This window comes from Calothrix sp. CCY 0018 (assembly GCF_963920925.1).
Classification (GTDB): domain Bacteria; phylum Cyanobacteriota; class Cyanobacteriia; order Cyanobacteriales; family Nostocaceae; genus Rivularia.
This window is the reverse complement of record NZ_CAWUDI010000012.1, coordinates 88,218-109,390: the sequence shown is the minus strand read 5'-3', so window position 1 is coordinate 109,390 and position 21,173 is coordinate 88,218. Positions and strand designations below refer to the sequence as shown.

At 35.8% G+C, this 21,173-nt stretch carries 21 protein-coding genes; 6 read left to right on the top strand and 15 right to left on the bottom strand.

Translation table 11 applies throughout. The features are described 5' to 3' along the window. Positions 1-33 precede the first annotated feature (33 nt). The 11 genes from ACM03V_RS11100 to ACM03V_RS11050 all read right to left on the bottom strand — a co-directional run bounded on the left by ACM03V_RS11100 (position 34) and on the right by ACM03V_RS11050 (position 7,301). Positions 34-474: a hypothetical protein gene (locus ACM03V_RS11100; protein WP_414620837.1), complete on the bottom strand. Its 441-nt coding sequence runs from the start codon at positions 472-474 to the stop codon at positions 34-36. Then, positions 464-2,482 carry a DNA translocase FtsK gene (locus ACM03V_RS11095; RefSeq protein WP_414620836.1) on the bottom strand — a complete coding sequence of 673 codons (2,019 nt, stop codon included), beginning with the start codon at positions 2,480-2,482 and terminating at the stop codon, positions 464-466. The genes ACM03V_RS11100 and ACM03V_RS11095 overlap by 11 nt, the downstream gene beginning before the upstream one ends. Then, positions 2,482-3,207: a hypothetical protein gene (locus ACM03V_RS11090; RefSeq protein ID WP_414620835.1), complete on the bottom strand. Its 726-nt coding sequence runs from the start codon at positions 3,205-3,207 to the stop codon at positions 2,482-2,484. The genes ACM03V_RS11095 and ACM03V_RS11090 overlap by 1 nt, the downstream gene beginning before the upstream one ends. Positions 3,208-3,209: 2 nt before the next feature. After that, on the bottom strand, positions 3,210-3,830 hold the full coding sequence (locus ACM03V_RS11085; protein WP_414620834.1) for a M23 family metallopeptidase: 621 nt from the start codon (positions 3,828-3,830) through the stop codon (positions 3,210-3,212). 234 nt (positions 3,831-4,064) lie between these two features. Continuing rightward, positions 4,065-4,574 (bottom strand): hypothetical protein, encoded by a 510-nt coding sequence (locus ACM03V_RS11080; RefSeq protein WP_414620833.1) that lies wholly within the window; start codon positions 4,572-4,574, stop codon positions 4,065-4,067. Positions 4,575-4,584: 10 nt separating this feature from the next. Continuing rightward, positions 4,585-5,052, bottom strand: coding sequence for a hypothetical protein (locus tag ACM03V_RS11075; protein ID WP_414620832.1), 468 nt, complete (start codon positions 5,050-5,052; stop codon positions 4,585-4,587). A gap of 5 nt (positions 5,053-5,057) precedes the next feature. Next, positions 5,058-5,885: a phage terminase large subunit family protein gene (locus tag ACM03V_RS11070; RefSeq protein WP_414620831.1), complete on the bottom strand. Its 828-nt coding sequence runs from the start codon at positions 5,883-5,885 to the stop codon at positions 5,058-5,060. 5 nt (positions 5,886-5,890) lie between these two features. Next, positions 5,891-6,118 (bottom strand): hypothetical protein, encoded by a 228-nt coding sequence (locus tag ACM03V_RS11065; RefSeq protein ID WP_414620830.1) that lies wholly within the window; start codon positions 6,116-6,118, stop codon positions 5,891-5,893. Then, entirely contained in the window at positions 6,105-6,353 is a 249-nt protein-coding gene (locus ACM03V_RS11060; RefSeq protein ID WP_414620829.1) for a hypothetical protein, read from the bottom strand. Before ACM03V_RS11060 ends, ACM03V_RS11065 begins: the two co-directional genes overlap by 14 nt. Before the next feature lie 11 nt (positions 6,354-6,364). Further along, positions 6,365-6,946, bottom strand: coding sequence for a hypothetical protein (locus ACM03V_RS11055; protein ID WP_414620828.1), 582 nt, complete (start codon positions 6,944-6,946; stop codon positions 6,365-6,367). Further along, a complete protein-coding gene (locus ACM03V_RS11050) occupies positions 6,900-7,301 on the bottom strand; it encodes a hypothetical protein (protein WP_414620827.1) in 402 nt (133 codons plus the stop codon). Before ACM03V_RS11050 ends, ACM03V_RS11055 begins: the two co-directional genes overlap by 47 nt. Before the next feature lie 1,461 nt (positions 7,302-8,762). Here ACM03V_RS11050 and ACM03V_RS11045 point away from each other — a divergent pair. The 5 genes from ACM03V_RS11045 to ACM03V_RS11025 all read left to right on the top strand — a co-directional run bounded on the left by ACM03V_RS11045 (position 8,763) and on the right by ACM03V_RS11025 (position 15,674). Continuing rightward, positions 8,763-9,968 carry a caspase family protein gene (locus ACM03V_RS11045; RefSeq protein WP_414620826.1) on the top strand — a complete coding sequence of 402 codons (1,206 nt, stop codon included), beginning with the start codon at positions 8,763-8,765 and terminating at the stop codon, positions 9,966-9,968. Positions 9,969-10,046: 78 nt separating this feature from the next. After that, positions 10,047-13,625: a tetratricopeptide repeat protein gene (locus tag ACM03V_RS11040; RefSeq protein WP_414620825.1), complete on the top strand. Its 3,579-nt coding sequence runs from the start codon at positions 10,047-10,049 to the stop codon at positions 13,623-13,625. 52 nt (positions 13,626-13,677) lie between these two features. Beyond that, positions 13,678-13,878 carry a hypothetical protein gene (locus ACM03V_RS11035; RefSeq protein ID WP_414620824.1) on the top strand — a complete coding sequence of 67 codons (201 nt, stop codon included), beginning with the start codon at positions 13,678-13,680 and terminating at the stop codon, positions 13,876-13,878. A gap of 477 nt (positions 13,879-14,355) precedes the next feature. Further along, positions 14,356-14,748, top strand: coding sequence for a TRADD-N-associated membrane domain-containing protein (locus tag ACM03V_RS11030; protein ID WP_414620823.1), 393 nt, complete (start codon positions 14,356-14,358; stop codon positions 14,746-14,748). A gap of 284 nt (positions 14,749-15,032) precedes the next feature. Next, the gene (locus ACM03V_RS11025; RefSeq protein ID WP_414620822.1) at positions 15,033-15,674 is read left to right on the top strand and encodes a hypothetical protein; all 642 of its coding nucleotides are present in this window, start codon (positions 15,033-15,035) and stop codon (positions 15,672-15,674) included. Between the two features lie 147 nt (positions 15,675-15,821). Here the strand turns inward: ACM03V_RS11025 and ACM03V_RS11020 are convergent, their stop codons facing one another. After that, positions 15,822-16,823, bottom strand: a complete 1,002-nt coding sequence (locus ACM03V_RS11020; protein ID WP_414620821.1) for a type I restriction endonuclease — start codon at positions 16,821-16,823, stop codon at positions 15,822-15,824. Between the two features lie 135 nt (positions 16,824-16,958). Here ACM03V_RS11020 and ACM03V_RS11015 point away from each other — a divergent pair, with 135 nt between their 5' ends. After that, positions 16,959-18,938 (top strand): P-loop NTPase fold protein, encoded by a 1,980-nt coding sequence (locus tag ACM03V_RS11015; protein ID WP_414620820.1) that lies wholly within the window; start codon positions 16,959-16,961, stop codon positions 18,936-18,938. Between the two features lie 10 nt (positions 18,939-18,948). On the opposite strand, the gene ACM03V_RS11010 is transcribed toward ACM03V_RS11015, so the two are convergent. The 3 genes from ACM03V_RS11010 to ACM03V_RS11000 are packed head-to-tail and all read right to left on the bottom strand — an operon-like array spanning position 18,949 to position 21,160. Next, positions 18,949-20,514 carry a restriction endonuclease subunit S gene (locus ACM03V_RS11010; protein WP_414620819.1) on the bottom strand — a complete coding sequence of 522 codons (1,566 nt, stop codon included), beginning with the start codon at positions 20,512-20,514 and terminating at the stop codon, positions 18,949-18,951. Further along, entirely contained in the window at positions 20,511-20,918 is a 408-nt protein-coding gene (vapC, locus tag ACM03V_RS11005; protein ID WP_414620818.1) for a type II toxin-antitoxin system tRNA(fMet)-specific endonuclease VapC, read from the bottom strand. The genes ACM03V_RS11010 and vapC overlap by 4 nt, the downstream gene beginning before the upstream one ends. After that, the gene (locus ACM03V_RS11000; protein WP_414620817.1) at positions 20,915-21,160 is read right to left on the bottom strand and encodes a hypothetical protein; all 246 of its coding nucleotides are present in this window, start codon (positions 21,158-21,160) and stop codon (positions 20,915-20,917) included. Before ACM03V_RS11000 ends, vapC begins: the two co-directional genes overlap by 4 nt. Between the last annotated feature and the right edge of the window lie 13 nt (positions 21,161-21,173).

Genomic DNA, 21,173 nt, shown 5'->3' with positions numbered 1-21,173 from the left:
GCTTATTTATAACTTGTGATCTGCTTTTCCATATTATTTAATTGCTAACAACTTCGTTATTTTACTCGATGAATATTGGTTTGACAACAGAAAATTATCTAAGAGAAAATCAGGTGAATGCGATATTCGTAGTATTACAATATCAGCACTTTTGCAACGATGATAGTAATGAACAACTGGAGATTTTATTACCATCAAATTATCACTACGAATAGCTTTTGCGTTTACTATACCATCCATAATAAACTTACTACTTGCAGCTACATTATCGAAGTCTCTGCCAAAATTACGTAGATACCAGTTGAATTCGATCCATATTTCTTCGTTGAAATTGAATCCGCATTCTTTAACAAACCTTGCTATCTTATTAGTCCATTGCTTCTTTAACTGATTACTTGGTTTCCAACCACAACGAGCAGTATTAATAATTTCGTTTAAAGTTGGTGGTAGCGGCATTTTTAGTTCATAAATCATTTTCATCACTTTCTTCATTTAAAAACTCTTCCACAACAGCCCGATATTTCTTGTAATATCTACCATTTTGACGAGATATATTAAATATTACTTTTGCAATTTCATCAACACCGTAACCTTTTTTATGTAAGTTTATTATCGAGTTTTTTGATTCGTCATCTAACTTGATATCAAAACCAAAACTACTATCAAAATTGACTTTACTTACCTTGCCGCTTTTAGTATTGATAGTTTCAGGAGCAATAAACTCTTCAATATCATTAGGTTCCCAAGCATTATAAATATCCTCTTGATTGATTGCTTCTTCTAATAGCTGCTCAAAGTATTTTGGCTCCTCCGCATCACCAACATAAAGTGCTTGCAATCTCGATACTTGGGTAGAAGTTTTATACAAAAAGTCTCCATAACCTAATAAGTTAGCAGCCAAGGTGTTATCATCGCCCAAAATAATACAGCTATCTTCTGGGCGGGTAGTGGCAAATGCAGTTTTAGCAGGAAAGTTACTTCTAATTAAAGGATTAATAACGTTTTTATCAGGTCGTTGAGTGTAAAACATCATATGAATTCCCGCACCCCCAGCCTTAGCTAAAAGCTTCATCATATCCATTTCAATTAACTCGCAATATCCTTTATCAGTTAACAAATCAAAGCACTCATCTACCCACGTTGCTATCCGGGGCATAATTAACTCAGGATAATGCTTGCGATTAAACTCTCCGATTGTCTCTACCCCCACCCTCTCAAACTCCCGGTATCTAGCTTCCATGTGGTTAACCAGCAAACTAAATAGCTTGGCGCTCGATTCAGCATCCTTAGCTACGGGTGAAATTAGGTGAGGTAGTTTCGAGAACTTGCTAAAAGTAACTCGTTTCACATCGGATAAAGCCAATTGGACTACCGACGGGGGATAGCGGCGTGCCAAGTAAAGTATTGCTGCTTTCTCAAATTGGGACTTACCACCCCTAGTTCTTCCACCACCTAAAATATGTGTAACGTTTTCATCAGATAGCGAAATATCAACGTAATTCCCATCAACCCCAACCCCACCAGGGATAATAATATTATGTATATCTATAGGTGATGTAAAATCAACATAATCTTTGAAATAAACAATTTCTCTATCGGTACGAGGAATATCAATCGCAGCACCACCGGGAACAACATCAATCATTGGTGGAACTTTTATATTTAGCTCCAATCCTAACTGAATAACAAAATCCTTACCAAAATCTTGAATCTTCTTAAATGACATACCTTTACCTAGTTTAATTTTGATGCGTTTAAAGGTAGGACCGCATTCAGCATCAATATATTCTGCTGCTATCTTAAATTCTGCTAGAGTATCTACAATTAGTTTTCCCGACTCAGTTGTTGATAAATTTTCTGGCTCAATTTCAGATGAGGCTTCTAATGCTGTCATTGGCTCTACACCTTGCGCTTTCGATATCATCACCGCTATGCGATCGCAGTATTTGATTATTGTTTCATCTGTAGTTTGGGTTGCTATATCTACAAACCACTTGATTGATTCCCCGTCGCAAAATGCCTTGTGAAAATGCTGCAATATTATCCGATAAGCAACTTCTTTATGTGCCAAGTTTATGATACTTTCACACCGCTTAACTAACTCGTTAATATCCAGGTTAATTAGTTCGTTCTGAACGTTGTCTAATTCCCATACCGAAGGGATGCGATTGATAGTTATATAGCGTAAAGCATATTTAACAAACTCAAACTGTTCTAAATTACAGCTAGCTGATAATTGATTTAAAATAGATTTATCGTTCTTATTCTGACTTACTAAATAAAATACGTAGTTAAATAGTTCAGAGAAATTATTAAAATCAGCTTTATCATCCGTATCTAAACTATTAATAATTGTGATTGCATTACTATGTAAATCTTCTGGTAAATTAGCAAGGATTGTTTCTAATATCTCATCCTTACTCATACCTTGATTGCCAGCGTAAACAATAGCATCATAATATATAGGGTTAATTGGTTCCATCACTCAATTACCCCGCGATTAGTTAATACGGATTTAATCGCCAACCGTCTGCGGTTTTGGTCGATATCAATACAGTTACGTTTCCATTGCGTTGAATGCCGAGGATAAGCAGAAAGTTTGTTTATATAAAACGGCTCCCTAGCACAAATATTGAATAAACCATTTGCACTTAAATTAAATGCATCAACTCTTGCTTTACGAATCGCATCATTGCTTGATAATCCTTTATTAATATTTGCTGCATAAAATTTAGGAAAATTATCGCTTACTCTAGGTGCAGCTTGGTTCCATAAATCAACTGCATTGATAAAAGCAACGTTGTGTTGATTTATATCAATATTATGTTGTTTAAATAGCTTACTTAATCTTGACAATCTTGAATTGATTCTATGCAAACAACCACGATTCGCACCATCTATATCACCAGCTTTACTTTTCCCGTAGTCGCTACAAAACCCTTGGTTTAATACTCGCTTACCACCTAATTTCGATGGGTCAATGTGACCATAATATAGTGATGTAAATTTACCATTATCGTCGCAATTTCCTTCCGCGCGGCAGATTGCAAGATTACCAATGCTATCAATATTGGTAAACAATTCTTCCACATTATTACTTCTATGAATTGGGATTACGTAACTAAAAGTTTTAGAAATCCGTAATCCAAATAAAGATGAAGTTAGCAATAAAATAGAAGCAATAGTAACGTGATAGGGACGAATCATTTTTACCTCCCAAATTGCTGTAGATAGGGACGTGGGTTAACTGGCTTATTGTTAACCCTCACTTCAAAATGCAGATGAGGTCCTGTTGAAAATCCCGTACTTCCTATCCTGCCAATCATTTGTCCCGATGCAACTCTTTCTCCTTTCCGCACGATAATTTTACTAGCGTGAGCGTAAAGAGTTGAAAATCCCGCACCATGATTGATAATAACGGTTTTCCCATAACCACCTTTCCTACTAGCAAGTTTAATCTCGCCTGCTTGATAAGCATAAATTGGAGTACCTTTGGGGGCACCAAAATCAATACCAGAATGAAACTTACGTAGCCCAGTAAGAGGGTGAATTCTCCAACCAAAACCACTGGTGGTAGGTAAACCTTTAGTTGTCGGATAAGCTATGCCAACTCCTTCAATAGCATCGTTCGCAGTTTTTGCAAATTGTTGGAGTAACCGTATTGGTTGTTGAGAATCAAACAATTCAGAACAAGAGGGAATTGCGATCGCCATGCACAAAATCAAAGTAGCAAAAGCATATTTCCAATCGGGTGAAATTGATGGCCTTACTACTGTTGTTTTCTTTTCTTCCTTATCGGTGGTAGTAGTAAAATCAATTAGAAGTCTCATTGTCACAGCCGAATCTTGCTTGAAGTATTGCTTCTAAATCATTGTCTGGTGGGAGACAAGTAGAAGATTTTTGAGGGGATATTGTAGGTGTATTCTTCTTAGAATTTAGGAAAGGCAACCTAAAATTAATGTTGGATAGTTCAATATTAGGCTGCCAAAACTTAAAGTGTCCTGGCTGGGCTATATCAACGAAGAATAGGCATAGTACCAACCAAAATGTAGTGCGGACAAACATTAGTCAACGATGTCGAGTACTGGGGTTAGATTGGGTAAGTTATCCGGTGTCATCTTTATTTCTTGGTTCTGCACGTATCCAGGACCAGAATAACTCCCATTTAGCATAAAGTTTATCCCACCAATACCCAACCACAACATTACTAATGCAATTCCGACGGGGGAAGAAATTACATCTTTGAGCCAGTAAAAAATATACCAAAAGTAGCGCAGGTTGTTGTGGGGGTGAAATCTATGCGCTTTCCATATATCTGTTACGGGTACATATATCTCCGGTACCCTATTTACATCTGGTCTTGAAGCAGAGTTTACGTGTTGAACGGTAACTTGTTCGCGCTGCATTGCAGTTGGCTCCACGTTGATGGTAGTTGGTTGTTGATTTGGATATTGATGCTGCTGGTATTGCTGCTGTTGAGCCGACTGCAACATTTGCGCTAGTTGCTGCTGTGTCGCAAGTTGGCCGGGTTGGGAATAGTCAGCATTAAAATCTCTACGTCTATTATTTGACATAATTTACCTCTTATTTGTCTGACCAAAAATCTTCTTCTTCTAAAACTTTCTTGAACTCGTCTTGCGATATCGGCACGCTACCATCGGCGGTACGGCGGAATGGAATTATATTTTGATTTAAGGGTTTAGACTTAATACCTCCTTGCAATTGAGTAGTTTCAATATTCAAATATTGGGGTGTTTGGATATCGGTGTCGGGCATTGGCGGAATAACTGGTGCAACAGGAACATCAGACGTGTCAATAGCAACATTAGAGTTGTATTCCCAAATAGCCCAAGCAATTAATCCGATACTTGCTGCAAAAAACACCCCACCCGATAGCAAATTCAAGTTAGCTCCCGGAGGTTTCATCATCGCCACGGCGGGACGCGATGAGTCACCCACGGTTGTTTTCACGGGTATTTGCTGCATTGCCCCCAATATATTGAATAAAGAAAGCACGAAACATATACCTGCTCCCAATAATTTGATATACACATTCACTAGTCTCCTTTGTCTTGTAATGGTTCTTTCAACTTCTGTAATTTCAATCTTCTTAAACGCAATGATTCCGCTATTCGCTGGCGTATTATCGGCACTTCTGATAATTGTCGCACGGGATCTTTATAACCCTGAACTCTCAAATAATTAGCTTGAGATAAAGCATAGGGTTCTTGCACCGTCTGGATTTGCGTGACCATCTGGTTCAAATCGACAATAGGTCTATTTTGTAAATTCTCGGCGTAATCGATAGCCTCCAACTTACCTAAGAGTAATACCGCTGCACCACCTGTACTCAATCGCTGTTCAACTTTAGTACCATCAGTCTTGGTATAGCTGTAAGTAAAAGTATTATTACCCGCTGCAACTTCTACCAGAGCATCCATCGCATCTTGCTTGGTAATTGCCAGTGCTGCCATGTGGTGCAATCTAAAGAAAGCCGACCTTTCGTTACTTTGCTGGTTATTAATATTTTGTAAAATCTCTCCAGACCACTGCGCTGCGCTGAGTTGCCGCCAACCTGTTAACGTAACACCACCATCGGCAGAGTAATTTTGTAACTCGTCGGGGTTGAAATCGGTGCGGGTCAATTTTTCGATGTAAACCCTTCTTCTAGCTTCTACTATTTCTTTGGCGCGGGTGATATTAGAAATAGTAGAAGGTACTTCGCCACTTCTGCCTACCACGATTGCGGCTGCTGCCAATACCGAACCTAACCCAACCGTGGCACAGCATACCCATAGCACAATATCAATTTTTCTACTACGCTTTCTAACTACGCCAGGGCTATCGCTCGAACTATATTTATCTCTTTTTGGAAGTAGATGCATGGCATTTACCCGTTATCAACTATTACGTATAATGGTTCTGCGGAATACTTTGCAAAGGACGAACGCAATATACACACCCACGCTCCACCAACAACCGCACCCATTAACAACAACAGTGGATTCAAAGCAAGAGTGGCACCTACTCCCATCATTTGTCCGATAAATCCACTAATCCCACATCCGGTTGCTATTCCACCACCAACATTTACTAAAAAATCTTTAATTGCTCTCACTGGTAAACTCCCTGGTTTTTTTGAGTAATAAAGTAAACGCGATCGCACATCCAATAAATCCCCCAAACAGCGAACTACCGATAGTTTTGGGTATATTAATTGATGGTGGGGGAGATAATGTTAGCCCCACTACCATCCCACTAAAGTTACCCAAACATACAATTCCCATACCCTGCATCGCTGCAATTCTGTATTGATTAGTAGCTTGAACAAGATAGGAATCACATATCGGCATTAATTCTTCGATTACTTCCCTGGCAAGGATTTTGTCTTGGGGCGTGATTTTAATTGTTGAGATTGTTTCCCCGACTCGGAATGCGGTTCCTCCCCCCAATTGACTTTGCCGAAAAAATCATCATCGATACGCTTGTAAACACGATTTTGGTTTTCTTCTAATTCCGTCGTAGGTTCTTGAACTCCGTTAAATAACATATCCTCCAACATCAAAGTGGAAGTTTCTAAAACTACTTTATGACGCAATGTTGCAAGTTGCTTTCCCCTCTCTACATCCGAATGCAAAACATTAACAAAGCTATTGGACTCCGATTCTTCTGGATTTACCCCAAACCTTTGTTGGATGTATTCATTCCCATCAAATGTGTGTTCATTACTAGAACGTTCGTTACGCATTTCTAATAAATAATCGGCAGCTTCTTCCAACGACATATTTTCAACAGCAGCTACTTCTTTTAATTGAATTAATTGTTGCTCTACATCTGGTTTAAGGGTATCATCCTTGTTTATTTTTAGTTCCAGCTTCTGGCACACCTTGCTTATTATTTCAGGCGTGGTTTGCAAATCCTGAGCTACTGCGTTGATATGCTTCATCTCTTTCTATCCTTTTAATTACAACTTTTACAATCGGGTTTTCTTTTTCTTCGTCAGGAATATGTTTGGTTAAGAAATCGTACAAACTAATTCCATTAACCTGCATCATAAATTTATTTAACCCGCCCGCAGGAATTACCTTTTCCAAGTATTCCTCGTGAGTCAAACGCCTTATCTTGGTTGCTACATAAAAGATATCCGCTGTTTGAACTGCATCTAAAGCAAAATATCCTCCTCGCTTCTTAGGCTTAACTATTCCCGCAAATGGATACCAATACTGCAATGCAGCAATTGATATTCCATATCTTTGGGCAAGTGATTTTTGGGTATAAATTACATTTTCATCGCAATTCATTTTGAGTTCGAGTCATAGTTAAAATTAAATCTCACTTTCATTAAACCTTTGCGACAAGAGTTGTGAACTTATTCTTACTCAACAAGCCTTCTCGCTTTAGCTCAACTTTAATTGAATCAAAATTCAGCTAAAGTCACAACAATTTATACATACAATAAAGACATACAATTTATAGCTTTGCAAGGAAAACAGCGAATATAAGTAAACTTTCAATATTTTAGATATCATCTGTATTCTTGAATAATCAAATAAAGAATAAATAAGACTGAAACTACGTTATATAGTTTGGTCGGAACGTTGGAAATGCAATTGCATCGCTGTCTTATCAAAGACGAAGATTAGAAGCTATTAATCAACTTTTGGCGAGTAATTATCAATGAATTTATCAAAATAATTAATAATTACATTTTGATTTGTTATTTTAAATATGTAGTAGATAATCCTTTTTTTTAATTATCAGTGGAACTACATTAACTTGATTTATTTAATGATGTATCAGTAGAACTGCGTCAATCGGAATTGTTTTCGTTTTAACTTAGTGGTCGCAGGTGCTTTTAGCAAACGTATAAGATACTTTTTTTGAGAGGACAGTAGCGTAAACACTACAGTAATTGTAATTTTTAATTTGCTACTTCGCACGTTCCCGTGCGATAGTACTTGGATAATTACAAGAAAGCAAGTAATAATGATAACTACTGATTACGCAATATAAGTAAGACTACAAAACTGAGAATAAATAATTTTAGTTATCTTAGTTTCATTAAGTATAAAAAGCTCACAATATAAGCTTTTGAAAATGACTATCATTTACTTGGTAAGTAGCTTTCGGTAATGCGTACTGCAATACACTAATAACAAATTTAAAATGTACCTTCTACAGATAATACTTATTAACAAGTTTACGATATGAAATGCAGAATCTTTGCTGAAAAAATTGCTGACTTCCTTGTAATACCGCTAATTTTCTTCATAGTATTTTCTATAATTTGGCATAATAACAATTTTATATTGTGTAACGCTACGGTTAAGGTATGAGTTGAAAACATATGGAGATTGTTCTTCTACTAAACCTTTACCCATACTGAACATTTTTTAATCTTTGGTTCTTCAGCATACCAAATGCTGAAACTTGAGTTTTAAACTCTTAAAGGTATGCTATACAAGGATTATCTACTTAAATAACTAACATAATTTACTGCTGGGATTTTCTTTTTCAGATCCGGCGTTCCCTGTTCCCTTTTCCCTCCTCTACGATTATTTAATTAGCATCCCTTTGTACGGAAGAAAGTAAACTTTTCAGTTTAATACATATCAATTGTATTCTATAACACTTAACATTACTGAGTCTATCGTGAATAATGTAGTTTGTTAGTTGTTTGATATACCTATTTCCTTTGATATCTCTAAACTTTATATAAAAATCAGCTAATCACTTTATTCCCGAACAATAAAACTAAAAGTATGATTAATCGCCGTCATTTTTTACAGTTAGCTGGTTCAACTTTGGCTGTAGGCTTGTTTAACCAAATCTATATTAAACAACGAGCTACAAACTACGGTAAGGTTTTAGCGGCAAATACATCACGTAAAGTTGCTCTACTTGTAGGTATAAACGATTATCCTGATGCAGCAGCCCGTTTGGATGGATGCGTCAATGACGTTAAGTTGCAATATCACTTACTGAAACATCGTTTTGGCTTCAAACATGAAGATATTTATACGTTGACAGATAAAGAAGCTACCCGTGAGAATATTTTAGGCGCTTTTGAAGAATATTTAATTAAACAGGTAAAAGAGGGGGATGTAGCCGTATTCCATTATTCCGGACACGGTTCCCGCGTTGAAGATCCCGAACCTATCCTTTTTGAACCAGGGAAAAAATTTGGTTTGAGCGGTACTTTTGTTCCAGTAGATGCAAAATTACCTATTGGATATCCAGAGCAAGTTGTAACGGTTGATGATGTTATGGGACACACATTATTCTTATTGATGTCAGCCGTTAAAACTGAAAATTTTACTGCCGTTCTTGATAGCTGTTTTTCCGGTGCAGCAACCAGAAAATTTAAAGTTAGGGCTAGAGAAGGTGGTAAAAATGTACGTATTTCTCCTCAAGAAAAAGCATATCAAGAAAAGTGGTTGTCGAAACTAAATATATCCCGTAAAAAATTTGTCGAGCTATATCGTCAAGGAGTAGCTAAGGGTGTTGTTATGGCTGCAACAAAACCCGATCAATTAGCCGTAGATGCTCAATTAAATGGTTTTTATGCAGGGGCTTTTACTTACTTATTGACAAATTATTTATGGCAGCAAAATACTCCTATACCCGAGGATGCAATCAACTTTGCAATTCAAGAGTTACCCGAACAATTTAGCCAAACTCCTCAATACGAAGTGAAGTTAGGAAGTAAACATCATAAGCAACCGATTTACTTTATTAGTAACCCAAACTCCTCAGCCAATGCAGTAGTTACCGACGTAAAAGGTAATAAAGCAACACTATGGTTGGGGGGAGTAGATTTGGGGAAGCTGGAAACAGGTACCACGCTCAAAGTTATAGATGATACTAATAAATCTGCTGCTCAAGTGATTTATGAATCTCGACAAGGCTTAGTAGGAGAGGGAACGGTGAAAGGAAATGTGAAGCCAAACGCGCTTTTGCAAATTTAACAATATTTGATACGTAATATCTTCGCAGTTGGTTTTCTAGCTCTAACAACATTCTCTTATTAAAAGAAAGTAAAAATTATGAATAAAGGGCAACAATCGCTCTATAGGTTATTCCGGTTTGCAGTATTTTTGACCGTTTTATGTTCGTTAAAGCCTGTAAACGCAATACCGAAGCATAAAGAGGCAAATTTTGCTCAACAACTGGCTGTTTCTAAAAACCAAGAGAAGACAGCAAAGCAACTTTTTAATCAAGCACAGATACTTTATAACCAAGGTACCGCCGAATCTCGACGTATAGCGCTAGAAAAAGTCCAACAAGCTTTGAAGATTTGGCAGGATTTAGGAGAAAAAGAAGCACAAGCAAAAGCTCTTAATTTAATTGGTTTGCTTCATTCTATAAATAGTGAATATCCACAAGCATTGGCTTCTTTCAAGCAATCTCTTAATATTTGGCAGCAAAAGGATAACGCACCAGAACAAGCTAAAGCTTTATTTTTAATTGGAAATACTTATTCTAATATTAACCAACAGGAGACAGCATTAAAATATCTAAACCAAGCCTTATCTATATATAAAGCAGAAAACAATCTTATTCAACAAGCTAGAACTTTATATATTATCGGTACAGTTTACAATCAATTAAATCAGACATCGCAATCTCTTAAATCTTTTGAAGAAGCATTAAGAATTCAACGCAGCCAAAATGATACTAGCGGACAAGTAAGGACGCTTACTTCTATGGGGTTAGTTTACACTACTTTAGGTGAAACCCAAAAAGCATTTGATGTTTATAATCAAGTATTGGAAATTGAACGTCAAAGTAATAACCCTATCGGACAATCGAATATTTTAAATAAGATTGGTTTACTTCAAATTTCAAAAGGAGAACATCAAAATGCACTCCAAACTTTTGAAAAAGCATTACAACTACAACAGGTTATACCAGAAAAACTACCAAAAAATAATAGGTTATTTTATTTTTACAACCAAGCATTAATTTTAACAAATATAGCTACAGCCCATAGCTATTTGGGAAATTATCAGCAAGCGGTAAAACACAGCCAGATGGCGCGTTCGGTAATCAAAAAAACTGGCGATCGCTCAAAAGAGGCGATGATTCTGAATATGACCAGTACAATATATTATTTGGTAGGGAATTACCAACAACAGCTTGCAGTTTTAAAAGAAGCTTTAGAATTACAAGGTGCAATTTCCGACTCTAAAGGACAGATAAATATATTAGGTGAAATAGCTGGAGTACATCAAGCGTTCGGTGATTATAAAATAGCACTAAATTATTATAATCAAGCATTACAAATAGCACGTCAAATCAAAACCCCTTCTTTACAAGCAGATACTTTAAGTGAGATAGCAAAAACTTACTCTCAATTAAGTAATTACGATTCAAGTATCAATACTTATAATCAAGCTTTACAAATATATGAAAAAATCGGCGATAAATATAGGTCTGCTCAAACTTTAGATGCTATTGCAGGTGTTTGGTATGCTGCAAAAAAATATGAATTAGCTCTTGAAAAATACCAACAAGCGCTGCAAATTTGGCAACAGCAGAACATTCCCTTTGGACAATTGGTTTCTCTTTTAGGGATGACAAGAACCTATGAATCGTTGCAGAATTATACCCAAGCACTCGATACAGCTAACCAAGCATTATCTATATCTAAAGGTCAAAACCAGATTTTTCCTGCCGTTACTTATAGTCTGATGAGTAAAGTATATCAAGCAAAAGGTGATTATCTAAAAGCTTTATCCTTTGCTCAAAAAGATGTATCTATTATGGATAAGCTAGGCAATAAATTGGGATTGGCAAACGCTTTACCAAGTGTTGGTAAAACATACAGTGGCTTAAAAAAATATCAACAGGCAATTAATACTTTTAATCGAGAAATAAAACTACGTCAAGAATTGGGCGATAAAGTAGGGGAAGCAGAAGCACAATATAACATTGCAATCAACCAACGTATTCTAGAAAAGCCTCAAATTGCTCTCTCCCGAATAGAAGACACAATTAAACTTGTTGAAAATATTCGCTCAAATGTTGATAGACGGCAACTGCGTACTTCTTATTTCGCCAGCGTGCAGAAATATTATGAATTTTACGTAGAATTATTAATGCAGTTGCACCAAAAATATCCATCAAAAGGATATGATGCCCAAGCTCTATATGTTAGCGAACGCGCTCGCAATCGTAGTCTTGTAGAATTGCTCAACGAAGCTAATGTAGATATACGTAAAGGTGTAAATAGCGAATTACTACAACGCGAACGCGATATACAGCGCAAATATAATGCAGCAGAATTTAAAAGAATACAATCGTTAAAAAGTGGCTATACAGATAAACAGCTAGAAAATATAAAACAAGAAATTCAATCACTTCTGACACAGCTTGACGAAGTACAAGCACAAATTAGAGATCAAAGCCCCCAATACGCTGCACTAACCCAAAAACAGCAATCTCAAAAACTGACGCTCAAGTTACCAGAAATCCAAAAGCAGGTACTTGATGACGATAGCGTACTTTTAGAATACTTTTTGGGTGAAGAAAACAGTTATCTATGGGCAATAACCAAAACAGGCATTACCAGCTACTCGCTTCCCAAACGTGCTGATATAGAAACTGTAGCAGAAGTTTTCAAAAAAGAATTAGTCAAAGAAAATCAAGTAGGTATTCCTAAAAGCGGTGTCAAATTGAGTCAAATGATATTGGCACCTGTGGCATCCCAATTAGGTAATAAACGTTTACTCATAGCTGCTGACAGTGTATTGCAAACAATTCCTTTTGCTGCATTACCAGTACCTGAAAAATCATCTACAGCCCCTACACCACTCCTCGTCAATCATGAAATTGTTACCCTTTCCTCAGCTTCTAGCATCGCAATCTCTCGCAATCAACTCAAAGGGCGGAAATTAGCTCCCAAAAGCATCGCTATTCTAGCAGATCCAGTTTTTTCACGTAACGATAAACGCATTCAAGGTAATGCACAACCAATAAGTGACGAAAATAGAGGTGCATTTGATTACCAACAAGATGTATGCCTCAATCTGCAACGTCTCCAACACACCGCTACAGAAGCTAAAAAAATTCTTAGCCTATTACCCAAACCAAGCAATGGTTTCTCTGCAACTGGCTTTGCAGCTTCTCGCGAATCGGCTACTAATAAAGAATTATCTCAATATCAGATGATTCACTTTGCTACTCATGGCTGTATTTCAGAAAAACGTCCCGCATCTTCGGGTTTGGTTTTTTCATTAATTGATAAAACAGGAAATAATACTGATGGTTATTTACGTTTAAACGATATATATAACCTTAATTTACCTGCCGAACTCGTTACTTTAAGTGCTTGCGAAACCGCAAAAGGTAAACAGGTTGAAGGAGAAGGGCTTATAGGGTTATCGAGAGGCTTTATGTATGCAGGAGCAAAAAGAGTCGCGGTCAGTTTATGGAAGGTAAATGATAGGGCAACTGCTACGTTTATGGATAAATTTTATACCAAAATGTTAAAGAAAGGATTGTCACCATCCAAGGCTTTGCGAGCAGCTCAATTAGAAATGTGGAATAGTAATAAAGCTAATAACCAATGGAAAGCTCCTTATTATTGGGCAGCATTTACCATAATTGGAGATTGGGAATAATGTAAAAGAAAAGCTACTTAATTTATGCTGGAATAAAAACTGATAGCTAGCAATGGGTGCTACATCAATTCATATGAATAACATTCAGAAACTAGAATCAGCAGTTAATATCCTTTCATCTTTAGACCTAGATAAGGAAAAAGGCATGATTGTAGCCGACGAGAAAGAATTAGGAAGCTCGATTGAGAAATTACAAAAAATTAAGCACAAGTTGACATACAAGAACTACTTCCCTGACGACTTCCTTAATTAACTTTTTGAACAAAAGAGGAAATTTTGGTTGTATATGTATGTTCTGGGTATAAAAGTTGTAAGCTAAAAAAGCTGTCACAACTCCAATCGAAACAAGAGCGGCATATTAGCTATGGTGTTGATTGTTAAGTTTTGTAACGATAGTTCCGGTTTTGCGTAAAACCGGAACTCAAAACCCGATATATAAGTAGAAGGGATTTGAATAAAGCTGGTATTCCTATCGAGCGGCTAACTTGGATTGGATAACCTACTTTGACTTTTACCTTTGCAGCCCATCTCCGAGCGTCGAGAGAAATGGGTATATAAAAAATAAATTGAAAAGTCCTCTTGGGGCTTGGTGTACTTTGTAAATTTTTATAAACACCAAGCCACTTAGGACTTTTTGTGTATTGACACGCCATAGCTATGTAATTAGACTTAACTATTAAGAGTTAGCCGCTCGATAAAACTTCGATACACAGGAATATCAGTAATAAAAATGAATATTGACAAAACGTATAAGGTTGAACGCCGAAGTACATCCAAGAATAATTGGTTGTTTTTTCGGCTTTTAAAACGTTTGCGCCTATCAAATTCTGCTAATGTCTTTCCTATGACTGGCGATCGCCCATTAGTAGAGCGAGACATAATAATTAAGGAGCGCGTTCGTCAAGCCCGTCTAAGTTTTAACCTCACTCTCACGGTAATATTGCTAAATACCTTGGTCACTGTTGTTGGTGTAGGGCTTTTGTTTTCAGGTAATTTGCCGGAGGGAACAATTATCACTGTTGTAGGGCTTACCTCAAACGTTGTTGCAGACTCCCGTCGGCTTGATAGGGATACTAGTGAAAGCCTTGAGAAGTTAATGAGAAGAAGTCAGCTAGAAGACTAGCGGAGGGCGTGGGCGTTACAGCGCATAGTGAAGCTATATCACTGTGTAGAAGGTTGATGTTCCAGAAGTATTTTCTGTTGGGTATGCCGTAAACATACGGGAGCGCATCTCTGGAACAAGGGTTTTAGCTGTAGTGCTATTAACTTTTTCATGCATCCTTCCTTCGCCCGCAATACAGAATAGACCACTATCGACTTAACTATCAAAGCTTTTATTAGTTTTTTATAGGGAACTTAGTAGTGGTCTTTTATCTATTTATTAGTCGCTTCACTTTCTTTATTGCCATGTCCAAAGAAGAACAAAATAAATTTTTAAACGAGCTAGCTATAGAAGTTCAAAAACATCCACCATTATCAAGGCAACGGCAAATAGCTATAAACCAGCTATTAAATATAATTTATAAGCGTTTTTCTCAAAAAAATAGTTATTATAGTTATTATTATAATCAATATAAAATTGATACCATTTATGATGAAGTTGTACAACAATGTTTAATATATATAAATAAAAATATTGACAAGTACAATCCCGAACTTGGTTCAATAATTACGTGGATTGACCGAATTTTTAAGTATAGGTTAATGGATAATTTAATGGATTATAAGAAGAAAGCCATCATTTTCTCTTATCCAGATGAATTACTAGAACAAATACCTGCATTTAATGAAGATGAAGAACTTGAATCAAATGCTGAAAAGTTAATACGAATTATAAAAGAAGACCCAGATAATATATTTCATAATACTCATATAAGAGGTCATCCTAATGCTAATTTTCAATATCTCTTGTTGTCAAGGTCGCAGGGAAAATCGTGGCAAGATATTGCGAAAGAATTAAATATTGGTATACAGTCACTAAGTAGCTTTTTTAATCGTAGCTTACGAAAATTTACTCCTAAAATTAGAGAATATTTAAAAATTCATTGACTTTAGATAAATTTTATAAAATTTTAAGTCTTTGCAAAAAAGCGATTGCATGATCTTCTTAATGTACCTGGAACAATTAGCAAATAATGGTGATGGTTGGTAACTAGAATATTTAGCTTTTGGGTATATGTTTTTTATACCTAAATATTATTTATTCAAAAGCGATTCTTTAGCTCGTTCCGATAGTGGTTTATCATCACCTTCCACAGCCCAAAAATCGGGGCCTGGGAAAGCGCCAGCACCAATTGGAGCGTTATATAGTTGACAAATAGTTCTACACAGGGAGCTTAAAGAATAGATTTGCTCGTCGAAGTCCCATTTGAATTTTTGGGAAGTCTTCTCAAATGTGGCATATTTGGCTTTTTCTTCAATATCTTTAAAATCTAATTCGGATTTAGGGGAACGTATCAGTTGAACTCTTCTACCATCAGTGAGAATATTATTATCTATTAAGGTTTTGATGCTTTTTTCTCGGCGCTGTTTGTTGGATGCTTCTCTTACTGCTTGATTGGTTTTTTCTCTTATTTTAATTTGATAATCTTCTGCTGAAGGTAAGGGAATTATTTGTTCTATATTTAGGAATTCGGAATCATTAATATTGTAAAGATTTACTTCCATACAACGGATATCAATTCCGGCTTCGTTGAGCCATAAAACTGTTGTGGTAATTTCTTGGGAGAAGCTAGGAGCAATTAAGATAATCCGGGGAGTATTACTAATCAAGCCTTCTTCTTCTGCTTCTAAACCCAAGAATTTATTAATATCTGAACGTGCGTTGGTGGAGTCGAGTCCTAGTTTGAGAAGAAACTGTTCGTGGGCGTGAATTACGTCTTCCAAGTCCATTGTTGAAATCATTGCTGCGTAACGTAGGGCTTGCAATTCCATATGTCCGCCGTCTTCTACTCGCTTTAATTCAATAACAACTAAGTTAGCTTCTTCGTCTAAAGCGAGTAAATCTATTCTGCGGGAACTGTTTTCCCAGTTGGTGAATTCTTCTGAGACAATGAATAAATTTGGGTCAATAGATTTAGGATTATCTCTAAATAAAGGTTGTAGGTGTTCTCGTTCTAGCCATTGTGAGTTAGTGAAGTTACTAGGTTTTATAAGTTGTAATTTTTTATTTGCTGTATCTACTTGATAAAAAGGCATAATGCATTCTGGATATTTTTACCGCTTAAAGACTATCATTAAAATTACCCAATATTGTTTAAATTGCTCAATCAAATGCTTCGGTAGTTTTATATGCAGTTGGTCAAGGGTTCTGTATTTAGGATGAAATCAAAAATGACTCAAGACAATAAGTCAATTAACAGCCATATTGAAGAGTATTTAGATTACTACTGTAAATTATCTCATGCTCCTGGATTCGCCGTTTTATTAAAAGGACAATGGGGATGTGGGAAAACATGGTTTATTGAAAAGTACCGCGATAAGTTAAAAGCAAAAAAGCAAAAATGTTTGTATGTCAGTCTTAATGGAATAACTAGTTTTACTGAGATAGGAGAAGCTTTTCTTCAGCAGTTGAATCCTTTTTGGGCATCAAAGGAAATGGCAATAGTAAGAAAAGTTTCCGGAGGACTTTTTAAAGGTTTATTAAAAGGAACATTAAAAATTGATTTAAATAATGATGGTAAAGATGATGGAACATGGAGTTTTGGCATTCCAGATATAAACGTCCCTGAATATCTTAAAATTACCAATGAAACTATTTTGATATTCGATGATTTAGAGCGTTGTAAAATAGATATTAGCAATTTATTAGGTTATATTAACAATTTTGTAGAACACGATGATTTAAAAGTAATTATCGTTGCTAATGAAGATGAATTGTTAAAACCAGATATTAATAATTCCAGAAGTGATAATTCCAGTAAAGATAATTCCAGTACTAGCTATAAAGTTATTAAGGAAAAGTTAATAGGTAAAACTTTTGCTGTATCGCTTGATTTTGAAGGAGCATTAGAAAGTTTTATCGCTATAGTAGAGAATTCATGTGCTAGTCAGTTTTTATCCAATAATATTGAATTAATAGAAATATTATACCAGAAAGCAAACTATGAAAATTTAAGATGTTTAAGACAGATCATATTAGATTTTGACAGAATTTATGAAGTTTTACCAGAAAAAGCGACAAGTAAACCAGAGATTCTTCAAGACATCCTGAAAGTGCTTATGGCTTTTTCTATTGAAATTAAACGTGGAAATATGCTTGCGACAGATATTAGTAAATTAGAGAATGGATATACAAGTGAAGCTATGCAGAGAAAGATGGCTCTAAAGCGTCAAGCACTTAGTTCAGTAACTAATGAAAATAATGAAGAAGAAACTAAACTTAAAAAAATTATTAGCACATACCCCGAACTGGGCTTATATGAGCCATTTTTAGGTAAGGTATGGTGGCAAACATTTTTTGACAAAGGTATTTTAAATACGCGGGAACTAGAAACATCATTATTAAATAGCAAATATTTTCAAGATGAAAACACTCCTAACTGGATTAGATTATGGCACTTTTCCTACCTTTTTGATGATGAGTTTGATAATTTACTTAAAAAAGTAGAATCAGAATATACTAACAGACAGTTTATTGAACTTGGAATTATTAAGCATATTACGGGACTTTTCTTAATGTTCTCCGATATTGAGGTATATCACAAAAGTAAAGAAGAAATTCTTGAAGAGTCAAAACTTTATATCAATTATTTAAAGGATGATAAAAAATTAGATATTCCTGATAATAGATATGTTTCTGCTGATGATATAATTGGAAGTGCTTACGCTGGACTTGGTTATCAAGGGAAAGAGTTTGAAGAATTCAAAGAATTTTGTTCTTATATTGAAGAAGTTCAAGACTTAGCAAAGGTTGAAAGTATGCCCGGTGATGCTCAAGATTTACTTGCTATCATGCAGAATGATACACGGAAGTTTTATGGGATGATTTGTATAAGTAATTCTCCAGAACAAATATACTGTGATACTCCAATATTAAATTATATAGAACCATCTGTCTTTGTAGAAAAACTTTTAGAGATGGAATTTGAAGACAGACGACGTGTTGGTTGGGCATTAACTGAACGATATCAATTTGATGATATTAATAAACAATTATTAGAAGAATTAGATTGGCTACAATCTGTAAGGGATTTATTGTTAAAAGAAGCTGATACTAGAAAGGGTAAGATAAGCGGATATTGTTTAAAACAACTAAATGAACATTACTTGAATAAAGCAATTGAAAAGTTTGAAAAAAAGACGCAGGGGTGAAATAACATTCCTACTCCTCCATCCCCGGTAATTCTAGCTGAATTGCTTCTTCCGGTTGCTGCGGTGCTTTTTTACTCCGACTTTTAGTAGTTTTACCTTTAGATTTTTTAGCAGCTTTGGTTTGCTGTTGAAGTTTTTCTCTTTCTGCGCGGATGCGTTCTAATAAGATGGATGCGGGTTCGTCATTAGGGTTTTGGGGTACGAGTTCTCCACGAAATGCTTTAGCAAGGATTGATTGATTTAGTAAGTCAAGATTGGCTTTGGTTTCTTGGTATTGTTGTTCGATAGTGTCAGCAGCTTTGAAAAAAGATTGTATTTGACAAACTATTTCTTTTTGTTCTCTCAAAGGAGGAATAGGAATTGCCCAATCTTTTAAAATTGGAGACTCAAGTCTTCGAGTTCCATGAGTTGCAGCTTTGACTCGAAATAAAATTTTCTTTGAAACGAATTTACTAGCAATTAATAAATATTCACTCATCTCACTTAACTCTGGAACAAGGGCTTTCATATCCTGATTAATTGTTACTACAGCATCAGTTATTGCCACAGGTAAAGTATGATTAAGAATCATTCCACGAACTACAAACAAAATCGAGCCTTTAGGAATTTTTTTGGTAGAAGATTTATTAATTGCTTCTTCCGATATATGGTCTGTACAATCATTAATTCTATCTCGCTTCATATCCTTTGGGCTGACCCAAGGAATATTACCATTCCAAAATTCAAAATTTCTTTTTGAGGGTGTACCTCCACCAACTAATAAGCCAAGTTTTCCAAGCTGAACCCAAACCCATGATGATGGCAACTCATAATCAGAACTTTTTTCAAAAACATCTAAATGATGGTTTGGTGAAGGTATTTTTATTAATGAAATTAAATTTGAAGCAGGTTCCACATCGGGGTTATTCTCGCGCCAATCAGCAGTCAAGTCCCCACGGAATGCAGCAGCGAGGACAGATTGACGGAATTGGTCTAATAATTGCGGTATTGCGTCAATTGCTTCTTTTACCCGTTGGCTTCTCGTTTGTAGCGCTTCGATTTTCGCTACTATTCGCTTTTGTTCGTTGAGAGGTGGGAGGGTAATCGGTAAAGTTTTTAAGATGGTAAGATTTAAGATGTCCATTGTCCCACCATGAGACAAGCTAGAAAGATAGTTGCGAACCAAAGAAGATTCAAGATACTTTTTAATATAATCAGCTAATATCAGTTTCTTTTCTAAACTTAGTTTTACGAGACGTGGGTTAATAATTCCAGGCTCTATACCGTCTGGTAAAATTAAAACTTTTCCAATAGTTCCAACTAAACTTATAAGAATGTCTCCCGGTTTGACAGCACAAGATTTAAGTGCTTCATATCGTTTTTCATCTATATAATAATCACCATAAAATGGGTCTTCTTTAATAACCTGCTCTTGCCCATAAATTTTATAACCTTTTTGCACATAAAAACTTTTTTTAAGAGCCGAGCCAAATGGTCCAGCCTTAAGTGCGTTAGGAATAGATTCTGCTAACTCTTCAAAATTAGTCCATTCCCAACCGCTTGCTAATTCAAATAAATACTCTCGTTTTTTTATCACCCCTCTTCCTCCCAATCTTCAATTTGTAACCCATCCACCCTACTAAATTCCCGCGTATTATGCGTAACCAAAATTAAATTATTCGCTAAAGCAATCGCTGCAATTTGAAAATCATTAGGACCAATCGGAGTTCCCAACGCTGTTAATTGTGCGCGGATTTCTCCATAAATAAGAGCAACATTATCATCAAAAGGTAACGATACAAATAAATTGAGAAACTGTTGCTGATTGGCGAGTGTTTTTTGTGGATTATTACTCCGCATTGCACCATAAAATAGTTCTGCTTTAACAACCGAACAAACTGCAATATCATCTCTATTTGTTGCTCGGATGCGTTCTCTTACTGCTGGCGATTTACCATTAAGATAACGAGCGCAAACATTAGTGTCTAACAAATATTTCACACAATTTCTTCCCTTTGTTCAAAATCTCCCTCGGAATCAATAACAATTGGGTCATCTTGACAGCTTCCATAAGTTTGTTCAAAAAAACCGGGGGGATATCCTAAGTCTTCTGGTATTTGTGTTGTTTCAACTGACTGATAAATTACCATTACTTCTACTTCTTTATCTTTCATTCCCAAGGGAATATCTAAATGTAAAATACCATCTTCTCCGACACGTTTTTTTAATTTAATACTTTGCATAGTTGATTTTCCT

Coding starts and splice junctions, on each gene's coding strand:
- ACM03V_RS11090 (WP_414620835.1), bottom strand. CDS start 3,207: ATGATTCGTCCCTATCACGTTACTATTGCTTCTATTTTATTGCTAACT.
- ACM03V_RS11000 (WP_414620817.1), bottom strand. CDS start 21,160: ATGCAAAGTATTAAATTAAAAAAACGTGTCGGAGAAGATGGTATTTTA.
- ACM03V_RS11060 (WP_414620829.1), bottom strand. CDS start 6,353: ATGCCGATATGTGATTCCTATCTTGTTCAAGCTACTAATCAATACAGA.
- ACM03V_RS11055 (WP_414620828.1), bottom strand. CDS start 6,946: ATGAAGCATATCAACGCAGTAGCTCAGGATTTGCAAACCACGCCTGAA.
- ACM03V_RS11095 (WP_414620836.1), bottom strand. CDS start 2,482: ATGGAACCAATTAACCCTATATATTATGATGCTATTGTTTACGCTGGC.
- ACM03V_RS11080 (WP_414620833.1), bottom strand. CDS start 4,574: ATGTCAAATAATAGACGTAGAGATTTTAATGCTGACTATTCCCAACCC.
- ACM03V_RS11030 (WP_414620823.1), top strand. CDS start 14,356: ATGAATATTGACAAAACGTATAAGGTTGAACGCCGAAGTACATCCAAG.
- ACM03V_RS11045 (WP_414620826.1), top strand. CDS start 8,763: ATGATTAATCGCCGTCATTTTTTACAGTTAGCTGGTTCAACTTTGGCT.
- ACM03V_RS11050 (WP_414620827.1), bottom strand. CDS start 7,301: ATGAATTGCGATGAAAATGTAATTTATACCCAAAAATCACTTGCCCAA.
- ACM03V_RS11020 (WP_414620821.1), bottom strand. CDS start 16,823: ATGCCTTTTTATCAAGTAGATACAGCAAATAAAAAATTACAACTTATA.
- ACM03V_RS11100 (WP_414620837.1), bottom strand. CDS start 474: ATGATTTATGAACTAAAAATGCCGCTACCACCAACTTTAAACGAAATT.
- ACM03V_RS11040 (WP_414620825.1), top strand. CDS start 10,047: ATGAATAAAGGGCAACAATCGCTCTATAGGTTATTCCGGTTTGCAGTA.
- ACM03V_RS11085 (WP_414620834.1), bottom strand. CDS start 3,830: ATGAGACTTCTAATTGATTTTACTACTACCACCGATAAGGAAGAAAAG.
- ACM03V_RS11070 (WP_414620831.1), bottom strand. CDS start 5,885: ATGCATCTACTTCCAAAAAGAGATAAATATAGTTCGAGCGATAGCCCT.
- ACM03V_RS11035 (WP_414620824.1), top strand. CDS start 13,678: ATGGGTGCTACATCAATTCATATGAATAACATTCAGAAACTAGAATCA.
- ACM03V_RS11015 (WP_414620820.1), top strand. CDS start 16,959: ATGACTCAAGACAATAAGTCAATTAACAGCCATATTGAAGAGTATTTA.
- ACM03V_RS11025 (WP_414620822.1), top strand. CDS start 15,033: ATGTCCAAAGAAGAACAAAATAAATTTTTAAACGAGCTAGCTATAGAA.